14 protein-coding genes are annotated in these 15,931 nt (G+C 68.6%); 8 read left to right on the top strand and 6 right to left on the bottom strand.

The window, feature by feature from the left end:
- The first annotated feature begins 64 nt into the window (after positions 1-64).
- Genes NDR87_RS05105 through NDR87_RS05095 form a run of 3 tightly spaced genes read left to right on the top strand, consistent with a single transcriptional unit; the run spans position 65 to position 3,826 of the window.
- Positions 65-1,075 (top strand): ABC transporter permease, encoded by a 1,011-nt coding sequence (locus tag NDR87_RS05105; protein WP_251909957.1) that lies wholly within the window; start codon positions 65-67, stop codon positions 1,073-1,075.
- Complete coding sequence (locus NDR87_RS05100; protein ID WP_372494088.1) at positions 1,075-2,070, top strand: ABC transporter permease; 996 nt, start codon at positions 1,075-1,077, stop codon at positions 2,068-2,070. Before NDR87_RS05105 ends, NDR87_RS05100 begins: the two co-directional genes overlap by 1 nt.
- On the top strand, positions 2,063-3,826 hold the full coding sequence (locus NDR87_RS05095) for an ABC transporter ATP-binding protein (protein WP_251909958.1): 1,764 nt from the start codon (positions 2,063-2,065) through the stop codon (positions 3,824-3,826). Before NDR87_RS05100 ends, NDR87_RS05095 begins: the two co-directional genes overlap by 8 nt.
- Before the next feature lie 153 nt (positions 3,827-3,979).
- Here NDR87_RS05095 and NDR87_RS05090 read toward each other — a convergent pair whose 3' ends face one another.
- Both NDR87_RS05090 and NDR87_RS05085 read right to left on the bottom strand, forming a co-directional pair.
- Entirely contained in the window at positions 3,980-4,585 is a 606-nt protein-coding gene (locus tag NDR87_RS05090; RefSeq protein ID WP_251909959.1) for a TetR/AcrR family transcriptional regulator, read from the bottom strand.
- Positions 4,572-5,438 carry an alpha/beta fold hydrolase gene (locus NDR87_RS05085; RefSeq protein ID WP_251909960.1) on the bottom strand — a complete coding sequence of 289 codons (867 nt, stop codon included), beginning with the start codon at positions 5,436-5,438 and terminating at the stop codon, positions 4,572-4,574. The genes NDR87_RS05090 and NDR87_RS05085 overlap by 14 nt, the downstream gene beginning before the upstream one ends.
- Before the next feature lie 224 nt (positions 5,439-5,662).
- On the opposite strand from NDR87_RS05085, the gene purM reads away from it, so the two are divergent.
- Positions 5,663-6,754, top strand: coding sequence for a phosphoribosylformylglycinamidine cyclo-ligase (gene purM, locus NDR87_RS05080; protein ID WP_251909961.1), 1,092 nt, complete (start codon positions 5,663-5,665; stop codon positions 6,752-6,754).
- Between the two features lie 266 nt (positions 6,755-7,020).
- Here the strand turns inward: purM and NDR87_RS05075 are convergent, their stop codons facing one another.
- From NDR87_RS05075 to NDR87_RS05060, 4 genes are all read right to left on the bottom strand, one after another.
- Positions 7,021-7,227: a DUF3073 domain-containing protein gene (locus tag NDR87_RS05075; RefSeq protein ID WP_251909962.1), complete on the bottom strand. Its 207-nt coding sequence runs from the start codon at positions 7,225-7,227 to the stop codon at positions 7,021-7,023.
- Positions 7,228-7,402: 175 nt separating this feature from the next.
- The gene (locus tag NDR87_RS05070) at positions 7,403-8,365 is read right to left on the bottom strand and encodes an asparaginase (protein ID WP_251909963.1); all 963 of its coding nucleotides are present in this window, start codon (positions 8,363-8,365) and stop codon (positions 7,403-7,405) included.
- Entirely contained in the window at positions 8,362-9,078 is a 717-nt protein-coding gene (locus NDR87_RS05065) for an MOSC domain-containing protein (protein WP_251909964.1), read from the bottom strand. The genes NDR87_RS05070 and NDR87_RS05065 overlap by 4 nt, the downstream gene beginning before the upstream one ends.
- A complete protein-coding gene (locus NDR87_RS05060; RefSeq protein WP_251909965.1) occupies positions 9,075-10,190 on the bottom strand; it encodes a folate-binding protein in 1,116 nt (371 codons plus the stop codon). Before NDR87_RS05060 ends, NDR87_RS05065 begins: the two co-directional genes overlap by 4 nt.
- A 239-nt stretch (positions 10,191-10,429) precedes the next feature.
- On the opposite strand from NDR87_RS05060, the gene NDR87_RS05055 reads away from it, so the two are divergent.
- The 4 genes from NDR87_RS05055 to cydD all read left to right on the top strand — a co-directional run bounded on the left by NDR87_RS05055 (position 10,430) and on the right by cydD (position 15,661).
- The gene (locus tag NDR87_RS05055; protein ID WP_251909966.1) at positions 10,430-11,311 is read left to right on the top strand and encodes an aminodeoxychorismate lyase; all 882 of its coding nucleotides are present in this window, start codon (positions 10,430-10,432) and stop codon (positions 11,309-11,311) included.
- Positions 11,312-11,415: 104 nt separating this feature from the next.
- A complete protein-coding gene (locus NDR87_RS05050; RefSeq protein ID WP_308212047.1) occupies positions 11,416-12,867 on the top strand; it encodes a cytochrome ubiquinol oxidase subunit I in 1,452 nt (483 codons plus the stop codon).
- 11 nt (positions 12,868-12,878) lie between these two features.
- Positions 12,879-13,949 (top strand): cytochrome d ubiquinol oxidase subunit II, encoded by a 1,071-nt coding sequence (cydB, locus tag NDR87_RS05045; protein ID WP_251909967.1) that lies wholly within the window; start codon positions 12,879-12,881, stop codon positions 13,947-13,949.
- Between the two features lie 2 nt (positions 13,950-13,951).
- Positions 13,952-15,661, top strand: coding sequence for a thiol reductant ABC exporter subunit CydD (gene cydD / locus NDR87_RS05040; RefSeq protein WP_251909968.1), 1,710 nt, complete (start codon positions 13,952-13,954; stop codon positions 15,659-15,661).
- Positions 15,662-15,931: the final 270 nt, after the last annotated feature.

Here is a 15,931-nt window from a genome sequence, read left to right as displayed (position 1 = left end):
GCCTGCCGCCCCCGCTCCTGACCCACGAAAGTCCCAGGGCCGCGGCCGATCCCGCTACGGTGTATTGGCGCGGTACCTGGGGCTGCGGCTGTTGCTGATCGTGCCGACGGCATGGATTCTGGTGACGGTCGTGTTCTTCCTGATGCGGGTCGTGGGCGACCCGATCAGCGCCGCGCTGGGCGGGCGGCTCCCACCGGACCAGATCGAGGCGCGCAAGGAGGCGGCCGGGTTCAACCGGCCGATCCTGGCCCAGTACTGGGACTACATCTCCGGACTGCTGCGCGGGGATTTCGGTCACTCCCAGGACAATCGGGCGATCGGTGAGATCATCGGAAACTACGGCGCGGCGACGCTGGAGCTGGTGGTGTGGGCGCTGATCGTGGCGTTCATCGTCGGGGTTCCGCTGGGCCGCTACGCCGCCCGGCGCCGCGACCGGGCCGCCGATGTGGGCCTGCGGCTGTTCGGCATCCTGGTCTACGCGGCGCCGGTGTTCTTCGTCGGCCTGCTGCTGAAGCTGCTGTTCTCGATCTCGCTGGGGTGGCTGCCGGTGGCCGGACGGGCCAGTACCCATGTGGAACTGGCGCTGCAGAACGTCTCGCCGAAGACGAACATCCTGTTCGTCGACGCGATCCTCTACGGCGACAGCGGCTATCTGTGGGATGTGGTCGAACACGCGATTCTGCCTGCCATCGCGCTCGGCCTGCTCACCGCGGGTGTATTCCTGCGCCTGGTGCGGATCAACCTGATCCAAACGCTGCGCGGCGATTTCGTCGACGCCGCCCGCGCCCGTGGGCTGAGCGAGCGCGTGGTGGTGGGCCGACATGCCTTCCGCAACGCCATGATTCCGATCGTGACCGTGATGGGCATGCAGATCGCGATGATGCTGGGCGGTGCGGTGCTGACCGAGATCACCTTCGAGTGGAAGGGTCTGGGCTATCAGCTCGCGCAGTATCTGCAGGCGCGCGATTTCGTTGCGGTGCAGGGCATTGTGGCCTTCCTCGCTCTGGTGGTCGCGGTGATGAGCTTCCTGGTGGACGTGCTGGTGGCGCTGATCGATCCGAGGGTGAGGTTCTGATGACCGCATCCGAAATGATCGTGGCGACCGAACCCGCGGTCGTCACACCGGTGCCACGCCGGGGCATTCCGGGCCTGCGGCTGTTCACCATGACCTCGGGGCTGCAGCGGATCACACTCATCGCCGGGCTCGCGCTGATCGGCCTGTTCGTCGTCGTCGCGGTGTTCGCACCCCTGATCGCACCGTACGACTTCGCCCAGACCTCCGAGGGCGGAACGGATTTCGCGCGACAGGCCGCGCCGTCGGCGCAGCACTGGTTCGGCACCTCGGTGCGTGGGGAGGACGTGTTCTCCCGGGTGGTGTTCGGCGCGCGAACGGCATTGTGGGTCATCGCGATCTCGCTGGTGTTGTCGCTGGTGGTCGGGGTGCCGCTGGGCCTGGTTTCCGGTTATGTCGGACGCTGGGTGGACCGGGTGCTGACGCTGTTCATGGATGCCATGTACGCGTTTCCGACGCTGCTGCTGGCGATCGTGGTCTCGATCGTGGTGGCGGGCGGTCAGTCGTCGAGCTTCGGCGGCGTGCTGTCGGCGGCCGTGGCGATCACGGTGATCTTCGTGCCGCAGTACTTCCGCGTGGTGCGAAACGCGACGATTTCGGTGAAGACCGAACCGTACGTCGACGCCGCGCGGGTGACCGGCGCGCCGATCGGGCGCATCCTGTTTCGGCACATCTTCCCCAATGTCACCCAGTCGCTGCCGGTGATCATCACCCTCAACGGCTCGGAGGCGATCCTGACCCTGGCGGCCCTGGGCTTCCTGGGCTACGGCATCGAGCCCACCCAGGCCTCGGAGTGGGGGTACGACCTGAACAAGGCCCTGGCCGATGTGTCCAATGGGATCTGGTGGACCGGCGTCTTCCCCGGCACCGCGATCGTGCTGGTGGTGCTGGGCATGACACTGGTGGGTGAGAGCCTCAACGAGGTGCTCAATCCGCTGCTGCGGACCCGGCGCGCGGTCACCGCCCCGGCGTCCACCCAGGAGGGCTCGGATGACTGAAACCGTTGTGGTGAAGAAGGATACGGCGCTGGCGATCCGATCGCTGTCGGTCACCTTCGCCACCGATGCCGGGGCCGTCGACGCGGTCTCGGACGTGTCCTACGAGGTGTATCCGGGCGAGGTGCTGGCCATCGTCGGCGAGTCCGGCTCGGGCAAGTCGGTCAGCTCGCGCACCGCGATGGGTCTGCTGCCCAAGACCGCTCGGGTGCGGGGACTGGTCACCGTCGGCTCCGACAAGATCACCTCGATGTCGGAGAAGCAGCTGACCGCACTGCGCGGCGGCGAGATCTCGATGATCTTCCAGGAGCCGGGCGCGGCTCTGGACCCGCTGTTCACCGTCGGCTTTCAGATCATGGAGGCGCTGCGGGCGCACGGCGATATGAGCCGCAAGGCGGCCAAGGCGCGGGCGGTGGAGCTGTTGCGCCTGGTCGGGCTGCCCGATCCGGAGCATCGCGTCGACTACTACCCGCATCAGCTCTCGGGCGGGCAGAAGCAGCGCGTGATGATCGCCATCGCCATCGCGTGCGAGCCCAGGGTGATCATCGCCGACGAGCCCACCACGGCGCTGGACGTGACCGTGCAGGCCGAGATCCTGGAGCTGCTGCGGGATCTGCGCGATCGCATCGGCGCGGCCATCGTGCTCATCACCCACAATATGGGCGTGGTCGCCGACCTCGCCGATCGCGTGGTCGTGATGCGGGCCGGGCGGGTGGTCGAAACCGCCACGGTGAACGAGCTTTTCGGGAATCCGAAGGAGCAGTACACCCGCGATCTGCTGGCCGCGGTCCCACATCTGGGCGCGGGCCTGAAGCCGACCGACGGGCCGGTGACTCCCGGGGCGCCGCTGCCGGAGAAGGGCATCGCGGCCGTCGTGGCCGAGCGGCCCGTCGACGAGGTGCCGATCGATCCGGAGGTCGCCGCCGAGACCGTGCTCGAGGTGTCGCATCTGACGGTGGAGTTCCCCGGTGCGCTGGGTCGTTCCTCGTTCCGCGCGGTCGACGACGTCAGCCTCACCATCGGCCGCGGCGAAACCCTCGGCCTGGTCGGCGAATCCGGTTCGGGCAAGTCCACGATCGGCCGCTGCGTCGCCGGTTTACAGCGGGTGACCAGCGGTGTGATCACCGTGCACGGGCAGGAGTTGACCGGGCTGTCGGAGCGGCAGCTGCGGCCGATGCGCAAGCGGCTGGGCTTCGTGTTCCAGGACCCGGCGACCTCGCTGAATCCGCGGCTGACCGTGGGCCAGTGCGTGGCCGAACCGCTCGTGGTGCATCGCGCCGCCAACGGTGAGGCGCTGCGCACGCGGGTGCGGCGGCTGCTCGACGACGTGCAACTGCCCGCGGGCACCGAGAACCGTTATCCGCACGAGCTTTCCGGCGGACAGCGGCAGCGTGCGAGCCTGGCCCGGGCGCTGATCCTGGATCCGGATCTGCTGATCGCGGACGAGCCGACCAGCGCCCTGGACGTCTCGGTGCAGGCCAAGGTGCTGGAGCTGTTCGCGCAGCTGCAGCGCGAATGCGGTTGGGCGTGCCTGTTCATCAGCCACGACCTGGCCGTGGTCGATCAGCTGTCCGCCCGGATCGCGGTGCTGCGCAACGGCGCCGTGGTCGAACAGGGCACCCGCGACGAGATTCTGCGCAACCCCACCCAGGAGTACACGCAGCGCCTCGTGGCGGCAGTCCCGGTACCCGACCCGGTCGAACAGCGCCGTCGCCGCGAGGCCACGGCCGCCCTGTTCGCGACCGACCACAGCGGGTAGACGCCTTCGCCGATTATCGGCGGAGGGCTGAACCGGTTGTGCCGCCGAGGATTTCGCCCCGAACGAACTCCCCGGTGTGCCCGGCGCAACCGGTTCGGGTGGACACCCGGTCCGACGGCCGGTGCCGGACGCCGTCGCCCGGGTGTTCGCCGCTCAGGGGGTGCGCAGAATGCCGCCGAGCAGGAGCAGCATGCTCTGTTCGGCCTCGAGTCGCGCGGTGTCCGGATCCTCGGCGTGGGCGATGATCATGCCCGCCTCGGTGACCGCGCTGAGGATCAGCTGAGCCAGCACGTGGACGGGTGCGGGGGTGACCACGCCGGCCCGGGTCGCACGGTCGAGCATGTCGGTGATCAGGCCGAGCCCATAGCGGCGCTCCAGCTCGCGCCAGCCCTCCCAGCCCAGCACCGTGAGGGCGTCGGACATCGCGATGCGCACGGTTTCGGTGCGGCGGCATTGCTCCAGGAAGGTGCGCAGGCCGACGGCCATCGCGGCGGGGAGATCGGCGGGATCGGGCAATTCGGCGATGGCCCGGGTGATTTCGGCGGCGTTGTCCGACTCCAGCTGTTCGAGTACGGCCAGGAACAGCCCGCGCTTGTCGCCGTAGTGGTGCTGCAGCGCGCCGCGGGTCACCCCGGCCGCGGCGACGATCTGCGCGGCCGAGACCCGGGCATACCCGTGCTCGGCGAACAGGCGGCGACCGGCCTGTTCGAGCGCGGCACGGGTGGCGCGGGAACGATCCTCCTGACTACGTCGCGGCATGCAGCCGAGTGAACTCCACGATCAACTCGGTGAGCAACTCCGGCTGGTCCTCGGGGACGAAGGTGTACGAATCGTCGATCAGCCGTAGCGTCGCGTCCGGCAGGTCGCGGGCCAGCCGCTCGGCGAGGGACACGGTGAACGCCCGGTCCTCGCGCGCCCACGCCAGCAGCACGGGCAGCTGCAGGGCGGGGAACCGTTCGGCCGCGGCGAGGGTGTGGCGCCTGTGCACGCCCCGCAGAAACCGCCGCAGGTCCGCCCGGATGGCCGCGGAGTTCCGGCTCGGCAGCAGATAGGAGTTCACGATCTCCGCGGGCGCGGGCCGCTTGCTGACCAGCCCGAAGCCCAGCGGCGAGCGCTGGACCACCCGCAGCCGCAGGGTCTGCAGCAGCGCGGTCAGCAGTCCGGGCACGGCGGCCAGGCGCGGCAGCGGCGCGAACGGCTGCGGGAAGAACTTCTCGTAGGCGTCGCAGTCGGTGAGCACCACCCGGCCCACCCGGGAACGATTGCGGGTCAACATGATCTGCGTGATCCCGCCGCCGGTGTCGTTGGCCACCAGGGTCACATCGCGCAGGTCGAGCCGCTCCAGGAATTCCGCGATCAGATCCGCCACGCCGGTCGGCGACAGGTCCGCATCGGGCATCGGAATCGAATGCGCGCCGAAGGGCCAGTCCGGCGCGATGCACCGATGCCCGGCCGCCGCCACCCCGGGCGCCACCTTGCGCCACAGATCGGCATTGACCAGCAGTCCGTGCACGAAGACGACCGGAGCGCCGGAGCCGGTCTCGTGGTAGTTGATGCGCCCGCCGGACAGATCCACCTGCTTGGCCGGGCCGAGTGCGCCGCTGATTCCCATACTTGCCTCCGAAAGCGGGGGTGATGACCCTTCCACGCTCACATACATTCGGAATGTATGTCAATGATACCCAGGGTGGATCTGTCTTCGGGGCTGGACAGCGGCGGCTAACCGAACTGAAGGTCCACCTGAACGACAGCCCATACCGGTGCAGTCTCGTTATCCGTCTCCGGTAGCGTGATCAGGCATCTATCCGCCGATTCGGTTTGGAGCTTTCCCCGAAAATGACTGAGCAGACCCCGAGTGTGGACAGCCCGGTTGGTGGCGCCTCGTACGCCGCGGCCGGCGTGGATATCGAGGCCGGCGACCGTGCGGTCGAGCTGTTCGCGCCCCTGGCGCGCAAGGCCAGCCGGCCCGAGGTGCAGGGCGGGCTGGGCGGTTTCGCCGGATTGTTCGCGCTCAAGGGTGGTTATCGCGAGCCGCTGCTGGCCGCCTCCACCGACGGGGTCGGTACCAAGATCGCGGTCGCGCAGGCGATGGACAAGCACGACACGGTCGGGCTGGACCTGGTCGCCATGGTCGTCGACGATCTGGTCGTCTGCGGCGCGGAACCGCTGTTCCTGCAGGACTACATCGCCGTCGGCAAGGTGGTGCCCGAGCGGGTCGCCCAGATCGTGTCCGGCATCGCCGAGGGCTGCGTCCAGGCGGGTTGCGCCCTGCTCGGCGGCGAGACGGCCGAGCATCCGGGCCTGATGGGCGCCGACGACTACGACATCTCCGCCACGGGCGTGGGTGTGGTCGAGGCCGACGCCGTACTCGGTCCGGATCGGGTGCGCCCGGGCGATGTCGTCATCGCGATGGGCTCCTCGGGTCTGCACTCCAACGGCTACAGCCTGGCCCGCAAGGTGCTACTGGAGATCGACCGGATGTCGCTGTCCGGCCACGTCGAGGAGTTCGGCCGCACGCTCGGCGAGGAGTTGCTCGAGCCGACAAAGATCTACGCCAAGGACTGCTTGGCCTTGGTGGCCGAGACCGATGTCCGGACGTTCGCACACGTCACCGGCGGCGGTCTGGCCAACAACCTGGCGCGCGTACTACCCGCGGGCCTGGTGGCCGAACTCGACCGCGGCACCTGGAATCCCGCGCCGGTGTTCAAGATGATCGCCCAGCGCGGTCGCGTGGAGCGCCCGGAGATGGAGAAGACCTTCAACATGGGCGTCGGCATGGTCGCGGTGGTCGCGCCGGAGGACGCCGACCGCGCCCTGGCCGTGCTGACCGCCCGCCACATCGACTGCTGGACGCTGGGCACGGTGAAGAAGTCCAAGGACGCCGACGCCGAGCGCGTCGTGCTGGTGGGCGAGCATCCGCGCTTCTGAGCGACGAAAACGCCTCCGGCGCGTCAGGTTACGACCCGCGCATCGGAGGCGTTTTCATATTGCCGGCACAGTTGCCAATTCCGCTGCCGGAATGACATTTTCGTGGGCGGGTACGACTGGATCCACCGAGGTCCCGACCGGAGTCGGATCGGTGTGGCGAACCCTCAGCTCGGAAGCGGAAACTGCCGAAGACGGCGGCTAGACGTTCGATCGACGTGCGAAGGGGGAGGCCTCCTCCGGCCTCCCCCTTCGCACGTCGATCCGAGTCAGCGGCGCCAGTCGTCGTAGTCGTCGTCTTCCTCCCAGGGCGGCTTGCCGTCGTCAGAGTCGTCGGAAAGCACTCCACTGCGGTGCGAGTCACGGGAGTGTCCCGAGAGCTCGCGCTGAAGGCTCGCGAAGTCGGTCGTCGGCGAGCTGTACTTGAGCTCGCGGGCGACCTTGGTCTGCTTTGCCTTAGCCCGGCCACGGCCCATGGCTGACCCCCTCGCGTCACTGCGGGGCGGCCTGGGGTGGTTTGGCGGCCCCGTTCGAATTAATACTCTTCCTGACAGACACTTTAGCGTGTGTCCGGCGGTCGCGCTTCCAGGAGTGGGGGATGACTCGGGAACCGGTCGAGTTTGCCCGGTTGTCGCCTCCGCGACGCGGACCTCAGAGCACGCCCGGAATCGCCCGAATCACACCCACTCTGGCACCGCCGCCGAGCACGGGCGGGGCCGCCAATTCCGCATGCGTGTCGGTCCATTCGACCCCCATCCGCTGGAGAATCGCCTGCGTCAGCGGCATTCGCGCGCGGTCGTGGCCGTCGTCGATCTTGTAGGCGAAGGCCCGGCCGTCCGGCAGCGCGCCGACGTGCACCCCGTCCGCACCGATCTTGCAGACCAGTCCGGGGGTCGCGGACATGGTCAGCAGGTCGGGTGCGTCCGTGCCCGAAATCACTCGCGGATGGGCGCGAATGGCGTCGGCGACCCGGCGTTCGGGGGTGCCGGGCGCGGCCGTGACGAACCCGGCGTAGGCGCGGGCCAGGTTCACCAGCGACACCGGCACGATCGGCAGGCCACAGCCATCGATGCCCAGGTCGGTCTCCGGTTCGCCGGTGATCTCCACGATGGTCGCGGTCACGGCCCGCTGCAGCGGATGGGCCGCGTCCAGATATCCCTCGGTCGGCCAGCCGTTGATCGCGCAGGTCGCGAGCATGGCGGCGTGTTTGCCCGAGCAGTTCATATAGCTGCGGCGGGCGGCCTTGGCGCGGTCCCGCCCGGCCAGCGCCTCGGCCCGGGATTGCTCGTCCACCGGCAGGTCGGGCGGGCATTCCAGCTGCTCCTCGGTGTGGCCGAACCGGTCGAGCAGCCGCTGCACCAGCGCGAGGTGGTCGGGCTCACCGAAGTGCGAGGCGGTCGCTATGGCCAGCTCCGCGTCGTCGATCGGTTCGAAACCGTTGCGCAGCAGCGCGATCGCCTGCATCGGCTTGTTGGTCGACCGCGGGAAGATCGGCAGATGCACCTCGCCGAGCGCGATCGTCGGCTCGCCGTCGGCGCCGATGACCACCACCGAGCCCCGATGCACGCATTCGCGGAAGCCGGACCGCACCACCTCGACCAGATCCACACTCATGCCGATGCCTCGCTCGCCTCGTTCACCTGGGTCCTTTCCGGTCGGCGGCGCGCGTGCCGTGCCACCTGTGTTCGAATGTCGTCGTGGATGGTCGGTTCGGCCGCGAGCAGCAGCTCCAGCCGATCGGGATCGGCGCCGGTGAACAGTTCCCGGACGGTGATGCCGTGCTCGGGAATGTGCTCGACCCGGACCTCGTCGCCCGCGCCGATGCTGCCCTCGGTCAGCACCCGCAGATAGGCCCCGGTATCGGCCCGCAGCGTGAAGCGCTTGACCCAGCGCTGCTCGCCGCTCCAGTGGCCGAAGGTCGCACAGGGCACCCGCGGGGCACTCACCTCGAGTAGGGTATCGCCGATCGACCAGCGCTCACCGAATACCGCATCGCTGACGGGCAGGCCGCTGATCCGCAGATTCTCGCCGAACCAGCCGTAGGCCAGCTCCCGGCCGAGCTCCGCGCCCCACCGTCGCGCGTCCTCGTCGGCATAGGCGTACACGGCCTGATGGATGCCGCCGTGGTCCCTGGTGTTGCAGACGTGATCGCCGTCGAGCCCGAGCGCGCGCACCCCCACCCGGCCCGGCATCGGGCGCTTATCGATGGCGGTGCGGCCGACGCGGCTCACCTTCGCCGGGAGTTCGAGCTCGGCGTGCACGACACATACCGCCAGCACGCGGCCGATCTCCCCCGGCGTCCGCCGGGTCGGGTCGGGGGCTGTCATCGGCCACGCAGCCGGTCGACCGCGAGGCGGCCCGCCTGGGGCGCGTCGTCGGCGAGAACGGAATCCGGATCGATGGACGCGGCCATCGGCCCGGCCTCGAGCGGGGTGTCGGCGGGGATGGTCCGCTTCACCAGGGCCAGCGCGATCGGACCCCATTCGAAGTGATCGATGATCGTGCCGAGGCGGCCGACCGGACGGCCGCCCGCGGTGACCGGATCGCCGGTGACCGGGCGCGCGTCGGCGGAGCCGTCCAGGTGCAGCAGGACCAGTTGCCGCGGCGGTTTACCCAGGTTGTGCACGCGCGCGACGGTCTCCTGGCCGCGATAGCAGCCCTTGTCCAGATGTACCGAACCGTATTCGGTGACGCCGCCGATCCAGCGGGCCTCGTGCGGAATCGTCCGGTCGTCGGTGTCGACACCGACGCGCGGGCGCAACGCGGCCACCCGCAACGCCTCGAAGGCCCACAGTCCCGCCGGTGCGGCACCGGCCTCGGTGAGCCGCGTCCACCACCGGGTCAGTTCGGCGCGCGGGACGATCAGATCGAAGGAATCGGCTGTGGGCCACGGCATCCGGCGCAGGAAGCCGCCGCCGGGCAGCGGCGTCGCGGCGTACACCCCGGGCAGTTCCTCGACTCCGAGGGCCGCGCGCAGCGTGCCCACCTCGGGGCCGAGCAGGCTCAGTACGGCGTACTCGGGCTCGGCCTGCGGCTTGGCATCGGCCCAGAAGACCATCTTCCGTAGATATTCCAGCAGTGCGGGCCCGCGCTCACCCTCGGTGTCCAGCCACAGCGTGCCGTCCAGATCGGTGAGCACGAAGTGGTGCTGCACGCGGCCATTGAGGTCCAGATCCAGATTCTCCGCCGAATGCCCGTCGGCCAGTTCGGCGATGTGCTGGCTGGAGATGGTGTGCAGCCAGGTCAGGCGCTCGCGGCCGGTGATGGTGGCGACGAAGCGATGGGAGCGGTCGATCACGGCCACCCGCTGGGCCGCGGCCCGCTGCTCGGCGAACGGATCGCCGTAATGCCATGCCACCGCGGCGTCGGGAGTGTCGGGCGGGCCCGCGACGGCCCCCGGGACGGTCAGTAATGGACTGGGCGGAGCAACCACGGACACGCTTCAACAATAGGTGCTGCGCCCGCGGGCCGGATCGGGGCGGTGTCCGGGCGGTCGCTGCTGCGAGATTGCTTCGGTCCAAATAACCGACCAGGTGTGATGTGTATCACGTCGAATGCCTGACCATAATTCCCACTTCGGCGCATCGTGAATTGCGAGCCTCAGGCTTTGGTGGACATTTATATACCGGCGGTTCGGTACCCCCTCGCGCTGCGGTCTGTTCGCCTAGGCTTCCTCGCATGGTGGATCGAGTTCTGGTGACACTCGACGGCGTGGTCCGGGATCCGGAGGAGCCGTCGATTCATGCGGATGACATCGGCGTGCTGCGCGGCGACGGTGTCTTCGAAACGGTGCTGGTGCGCGACGGCAAGGCGTGCGCGCTCGAATTACATCTGGCCCGGCTGCGGCGCTCGGCCGAGGCACTGGATCTACCCGAACCCGATCTCGCGCGGTGGCGCTCCGCGGTGGAGACCGCGGCCAAGGAGTGGGGCAGCGAGCGCGAGGGCACGTTGCGCCTGGTCCTGACCCGGGGCCGCGACGGTGTCGAGGCCGAGCAGGGCACCGCCTTCGTTCTGGTCGTGCCCGTGCCCGACCGGGTGAACAAGGCGCGCGCCGAGGGCATTTCGGCGATCACCCTGACCCGCGGCGTCTCGGTCGATCTGGCCCAGAACGCGCCCTGGTTGTTGTTCGGGGCGAAAACGCTGTCCTATGCCACGAATATGGCGGCGCTGCGATTTGCGGCGCGCATGAATGCCGACGACGTCATCTTCACCAGCACCGAACACCGCGTACTCGAGGGTCCGCGTTCCACCGTGGTCATCCAGCGCGAGAAGCAATTGCTGACCCCGCCCGCGCGCAGCGGCGTGCTCCCCGGCATCACCCAGCGCGCATTGTTCGCCGAGGCCGAGAAGACCGGGTGGGAGTGTCGCTATGAGTCGTTCTTCACCGCGGATCTGATTACCGCCGAGAGCGTTTGGTTGCTGAGCAGTGTGACGCTGGCCGCTCGGGTCGCCTCGCTGGACGGGTTGAAGATGTCGCCGCCGGACTGCGCCGAGGAGATCACCGAGCTGGTGGAGCGCGGTATCGCCCGGCAATGGAAGCTCTCGGACTGGACGAGCTAACGGCTGGCAAAAAGTCCGGAGTGTCGTGACGTAAGACTCGTTGTCCTGCGGTCCATCCCGCGTAGCCTTTACTACGACAGGTCGTAGTACGGCAGGAGGGCTGGATGAGCGTCGTCGACGTCTCGCGTTGGCAGTTCGGGATCACGACCGTTTATCACTTCATCTTCGTCCCGCTCACCATCGGCCTGGCACCGCTGGTCGCCGGAATGCAGACGGCGTGGGTGATCACCGGTAAGGACCGGTGGTACCGGATGACGAAGTTCTTCGGCAAGTTGTTCATGATCAACTTCGCCCTGGGCGTGGTGACCGGCATCGTGCAGGAGTTCCAGTTCGGGATGAACTGGAGCGAATACTCCCGCTTCGTCGGCGACGTATTCGGTGCGCCGCTGGCCATGGAGGGCCTGGTGGCCTTCTTCATGGAGTCGACGTTCCTGGGCCTGTGGATCTTCGGCTGGACGCGGCTGCCGAAACTGGTGCATCTGGCCACGATCTGGATGGTCGCCATCGGCGTGAACGCCTCGGCGTACTTCATCATCGCGGCCAACTCGTTCATGCAGCATCCGGTCGGTGCCACCTTCAATCCGCAGACCGGGCGCGCCGAACTGCACAGCATCTGGGAGCTGCTCACCAACAACACCGCGCTGGCGGCCTTCCCGCACGTGGTGGCCGGATCCTTCCTCACCGCGGGCACCTTCGTGGCCGGAATCGCGGGCTGGTGGATGGTGCGCGAGGTGCGGCGCGGCAATGTGGATCTCGCCCGCACGATCTGGCGGCCCGCCGGGCGAATGGGCATGTGGGTGATCGTGGTCTCGGGTGTGGCGCTGGTGCTGACCGGTGATGTGCAGGGCAAGCTGATGTTCAAGCAGCAGCCGATGAAGATGGCCTCGGCGGAATCGCTGTGCCACACCGCGGTCGATCCGGAATTCTCGGTGCTCACCGTCGGCACGCACAACAACTGCGACAGCGTGACCCATGTGCTCGAGGTGCCGGGTGTGCTGTCCTGGCTGGCCGAGGGCAAGTTCAGCGATGTGAAGCTGGAGGGCGTCAAGGATCTGCAGGCCGCCTACAACGAGAAGTACGGCGTCGGCGACTACCGGCCCAATCTGTTCGTCACCTACTGGACCTTCCGCGCCATGATCACCTGGGCCGCCGGGTCGGCGCTGATCGCGCTGGTCGGCTTCTGGGTGACGCGCCGCGGCCGGGTGCCCGGGGCGCAATGGTTCTCGTGGCTGAGCCTGCTCGTCATTCCGACGCCGTTCCTGGGCAACAGCGCGGGCTGGGTGTTCACCGAGATGGGCCGCCAGCCGTGGGTGGTCGCGCCCAATCCGACCGGCGATCCGAATATTCGAATGACGGTGCAGCAGGGCGTATCCGGCAATACCGCGGGGCAGGTGCTGTTCTCGCTGATCGTGTTCACGCTGCTGTACGGCGCGTTGGCGTTCGTGTGGTTCTTCCTCATGCGTCGGTACGTGGTCGCGGGTCCGGAGGAACCGGTGCGGGCGGAGTCCTCGGACTCGGAAGCCGCTGCGGTCGAAAAGCTTTCGTTCGCCTACTGAGGAGTGCGAGGATGAGTCTGCCCGAATTCTGGTTCCTGCTGGTCGGAGTGCTGTTCACCGGCTATTTCCTGCTGGAGGGCTTCGACTTCGGCGTCGGCATGCTGATGCCGATCATCGGCCGGGGCGAGGAGAACCGAAAACGCGCCGTGCTCAACACCATCGGACCGGTGTGGGACGGCAACGAGGTGTGGGTGATCACCGCGGGCGGGGCCATGTTCGCGGCCTTCCCGGAGTGGTACGCGAGTCTGTTCTCCGGGTTCTATCTGGCGCTGCTGCTGATCCTGGTGGCGTTGATCGTGCGGGCCGTGGCGATCGAATACCGGGGCAAGATCAACGATCCGCGCTGGCGGCGCTGGTGTGATGCGGGCATCGTCTTCGGCTCCTGGGTGCCCGCCATCGCATGGGGGCTGGCCTTCGCCAATATCGTGCACGGGGTGAAGCTCAACGCGCACAAGCACATCGACGGCAATCTGCTGGATCTGCTGGTGCCGTACGCACTGCTCGGCGCGGTGGCGACCACGTTGTTGTTCGCGCTGCACGGGGCGGTGTTCATCGGGTTGAAGACCGGTGGCGAGGTGCGCGATTCCGCCGAGCGGATCGCCAAGCTGCTGCTGATTCCGACCGCGGTGGTGGTGGCGGCCTTCGGCCTGTGGACCCAGCTGGCCTACGGCAAGAGCTGGACCTGGCTGCTGCTGGCGTTGGCCGTCATCGGGTTGGCGCTGGCCGCCGGGGCGGTCGCGCGCGGCCGGGACGGATGGGCGTTCACCGGCACGGCGCTGACCGTGGTCGGGGCGATCGCGCTGCTGTTCGGCTCGCTGTTCCCGTATGTGCTGCCCTCGACGATCGATGCGGCCTACGGGCTGACCGTCGACGGGCGCGTGGTGAACGGGCACGCCACGGTCAGCGCGTCGTCCACGCATTACACGCTGGTGGTGATGAGCTGGGTGGCGGTGGTGATGACGCCGATCGTGCTGCTGTACCAGGGCTGGACCTACTGGGTGTTCCGCAAGCGGATCACCGTGGAGCAGATCCCCGCGCCGACCGGCCTGCCGCTCGTGGCCGCGGAGTCGACCGGGAACTGATCATGGCCCGACCGATCGATCCGCGCCTGTGGCGATACGCCCGTTCGGCCCGTCGATATCTGCTTGTGAGCGTGGGGCTTTCGCTGGCGATCACCGGCTGCGTCGTGGTCGCGGCGTTGGCGCTGGCGCGGGTGCTGGCCGGGGTGATCACCGATCCGGACCGGCGCACGATCGGTGCGTGGGCGGCGGCGCTGACGGTACTGACCCTCGCGGTGGCGGGCCGGGTGGTGGCCACCTGGTGGCAGTCCCGGCTGGCGCACCGGGCCGGGGCGCAGGTGGTGGCGGAGCTCGAGGGTGCGGTGTTGGCGGCCGGTGCCGAGCTCGCGCCGCGCGAACTGGATTCGCGCCGAACGGAATTGGCGGTGGTCGTCGGCAGCGGGCTGGGCGGGCTGCGGGCGTATCTGACCGGATATCTGCCCGCGCTGCTGCTGGCCGCGCTGGTGCCGCCGATCGTGCTGGCGGTCATCGCGCTGCACGATCCGGCAGCCGGGGCGATCATCCTGGTCACGCTGCCGCTGATTCCGGTGTTCATGATCCTGATCGGCCTCATGACACAGGGCCGCGCGGCGGCGACCCTGGCCGCCACCACGCGACTGTCCGATCAGCTCCTGGATCTGTTCGCCGGTATGCCGACCCTGCGGGCACTCGGCCGCGAGACTGCCACCGGCCCTACCATGCGCAATCGCGTTCGGGCACTGGGCGAATCCCTGCATCGCCGGACGATGGCGGCCCTGCGGGTGGCCTTCCTGTCCTCGATGGTGCTCGAGTCGCTGGCGACGCTGTGCGTGGCGCTGGTGGCGGTATCGATCGGCATGCGTCTGGTCTTCGGCCACATGGACCTCTACGCCGGTCTGGTGGGCCTGATCCTGGCGCCCGAGGTGTACCTGCCGTTGCGGGCGGTCGGGGAGCGCTTCCACGCCGCGCAGGACGGAATGGCGGCCGCGGACCGGGCCTTCGCGGTACTCGAACCGCGGCGCGAGCACGTGGAGCCCGCGGGTGGCACGGTCCGAATCCCGAACCTCCAGGGCCGCATCGAGATTCGCGACCTCGGTGTGGCAGCGCGCGACGGCATGGCCCCCGCGGCCCTGTCCGCGGTGCTGGCCCCCGGCAAGGTAACCGTCCTCACCGGCCCCAACGGCAGCGGCAAATCCACCGCCCTGCAGGCGATCCTGGGCCTGCTGACCCCCGATCGCGGCACCGTCACCGTGGACGGCGTCCCCATCACCGCTCTGGACCTCGACTGGTGGTGGAGCCGCCTCGCCTGGCTCCCCCAACGCCCGGTCCTGCTCCCCGGCACCCTCCGCGAAAACCTCGAACTCTTCGGCACCCCCACCTCCGCCCTCGAATCCGCCTGCACCGCAACAGCCTTCGACACCGTCCTGACCACCCTCCCCCACGGCTGGGACACCCTCGTAGGCCCCCACGGCCAAGGCCTCTCCCTGGGCCAACGCCAACGCCTGGCCCTGACCCGAGCCCTGGCCGCCAACCGCCCCATCCTCCTCCTCGACGAGCCCACCGCCCACCTGGACGACACCACCGAATCCACCGTCCTGACGGCCCTGACCACCCTCGCCCAATCCGGCAAAACAATCGCCGTCATAGCCCACCGCCCCTCGATCCTCGCCATCGCCGACCAGATCGTCGAAGTCCACGCCGCCACCCCCGAACCCGATGCACCCCAAGAGCTCTCGATGGAGGCGGCCATCCGATGACCCCACCATCCCCATCCCAGTCCGCGGCACTCGCTGCGTGGCGTCGTCCGACGACCTCTTCGATTCCGCTTGTCGGGCCGAGTTGTCCCTTCCACTCGCTGGTTGGGGCGTCGTCTGCTCGCGGGGCGGACGGCTCTTCGTTTCGTCGAGGTCGATGGAGCCCTCTATTCCGCGAGGCGAGCCGAGCTCGTCGTGGCGCAGCACCAGGCGAAGCTCTTCCTCGTTGGGCCGGGTGCAGCTCTTCGTGCGACGCGGCACCCGTTGTTTTCC

This window comes from Nocardia sp. CDC159, assembly GCF_023740735.1.
Classification (GTDB): domain Bacteria; phylum Actinomycetota; class Actinomycetes; order Mycobacteriales; family Mycobacteriaceae; genus Nocardia; species Nocardia pulmonis.
Note: the sequence above shows the minus strand (reverse complement) of the source record. Positions and strands in the feature narration are given on the sequence as shown.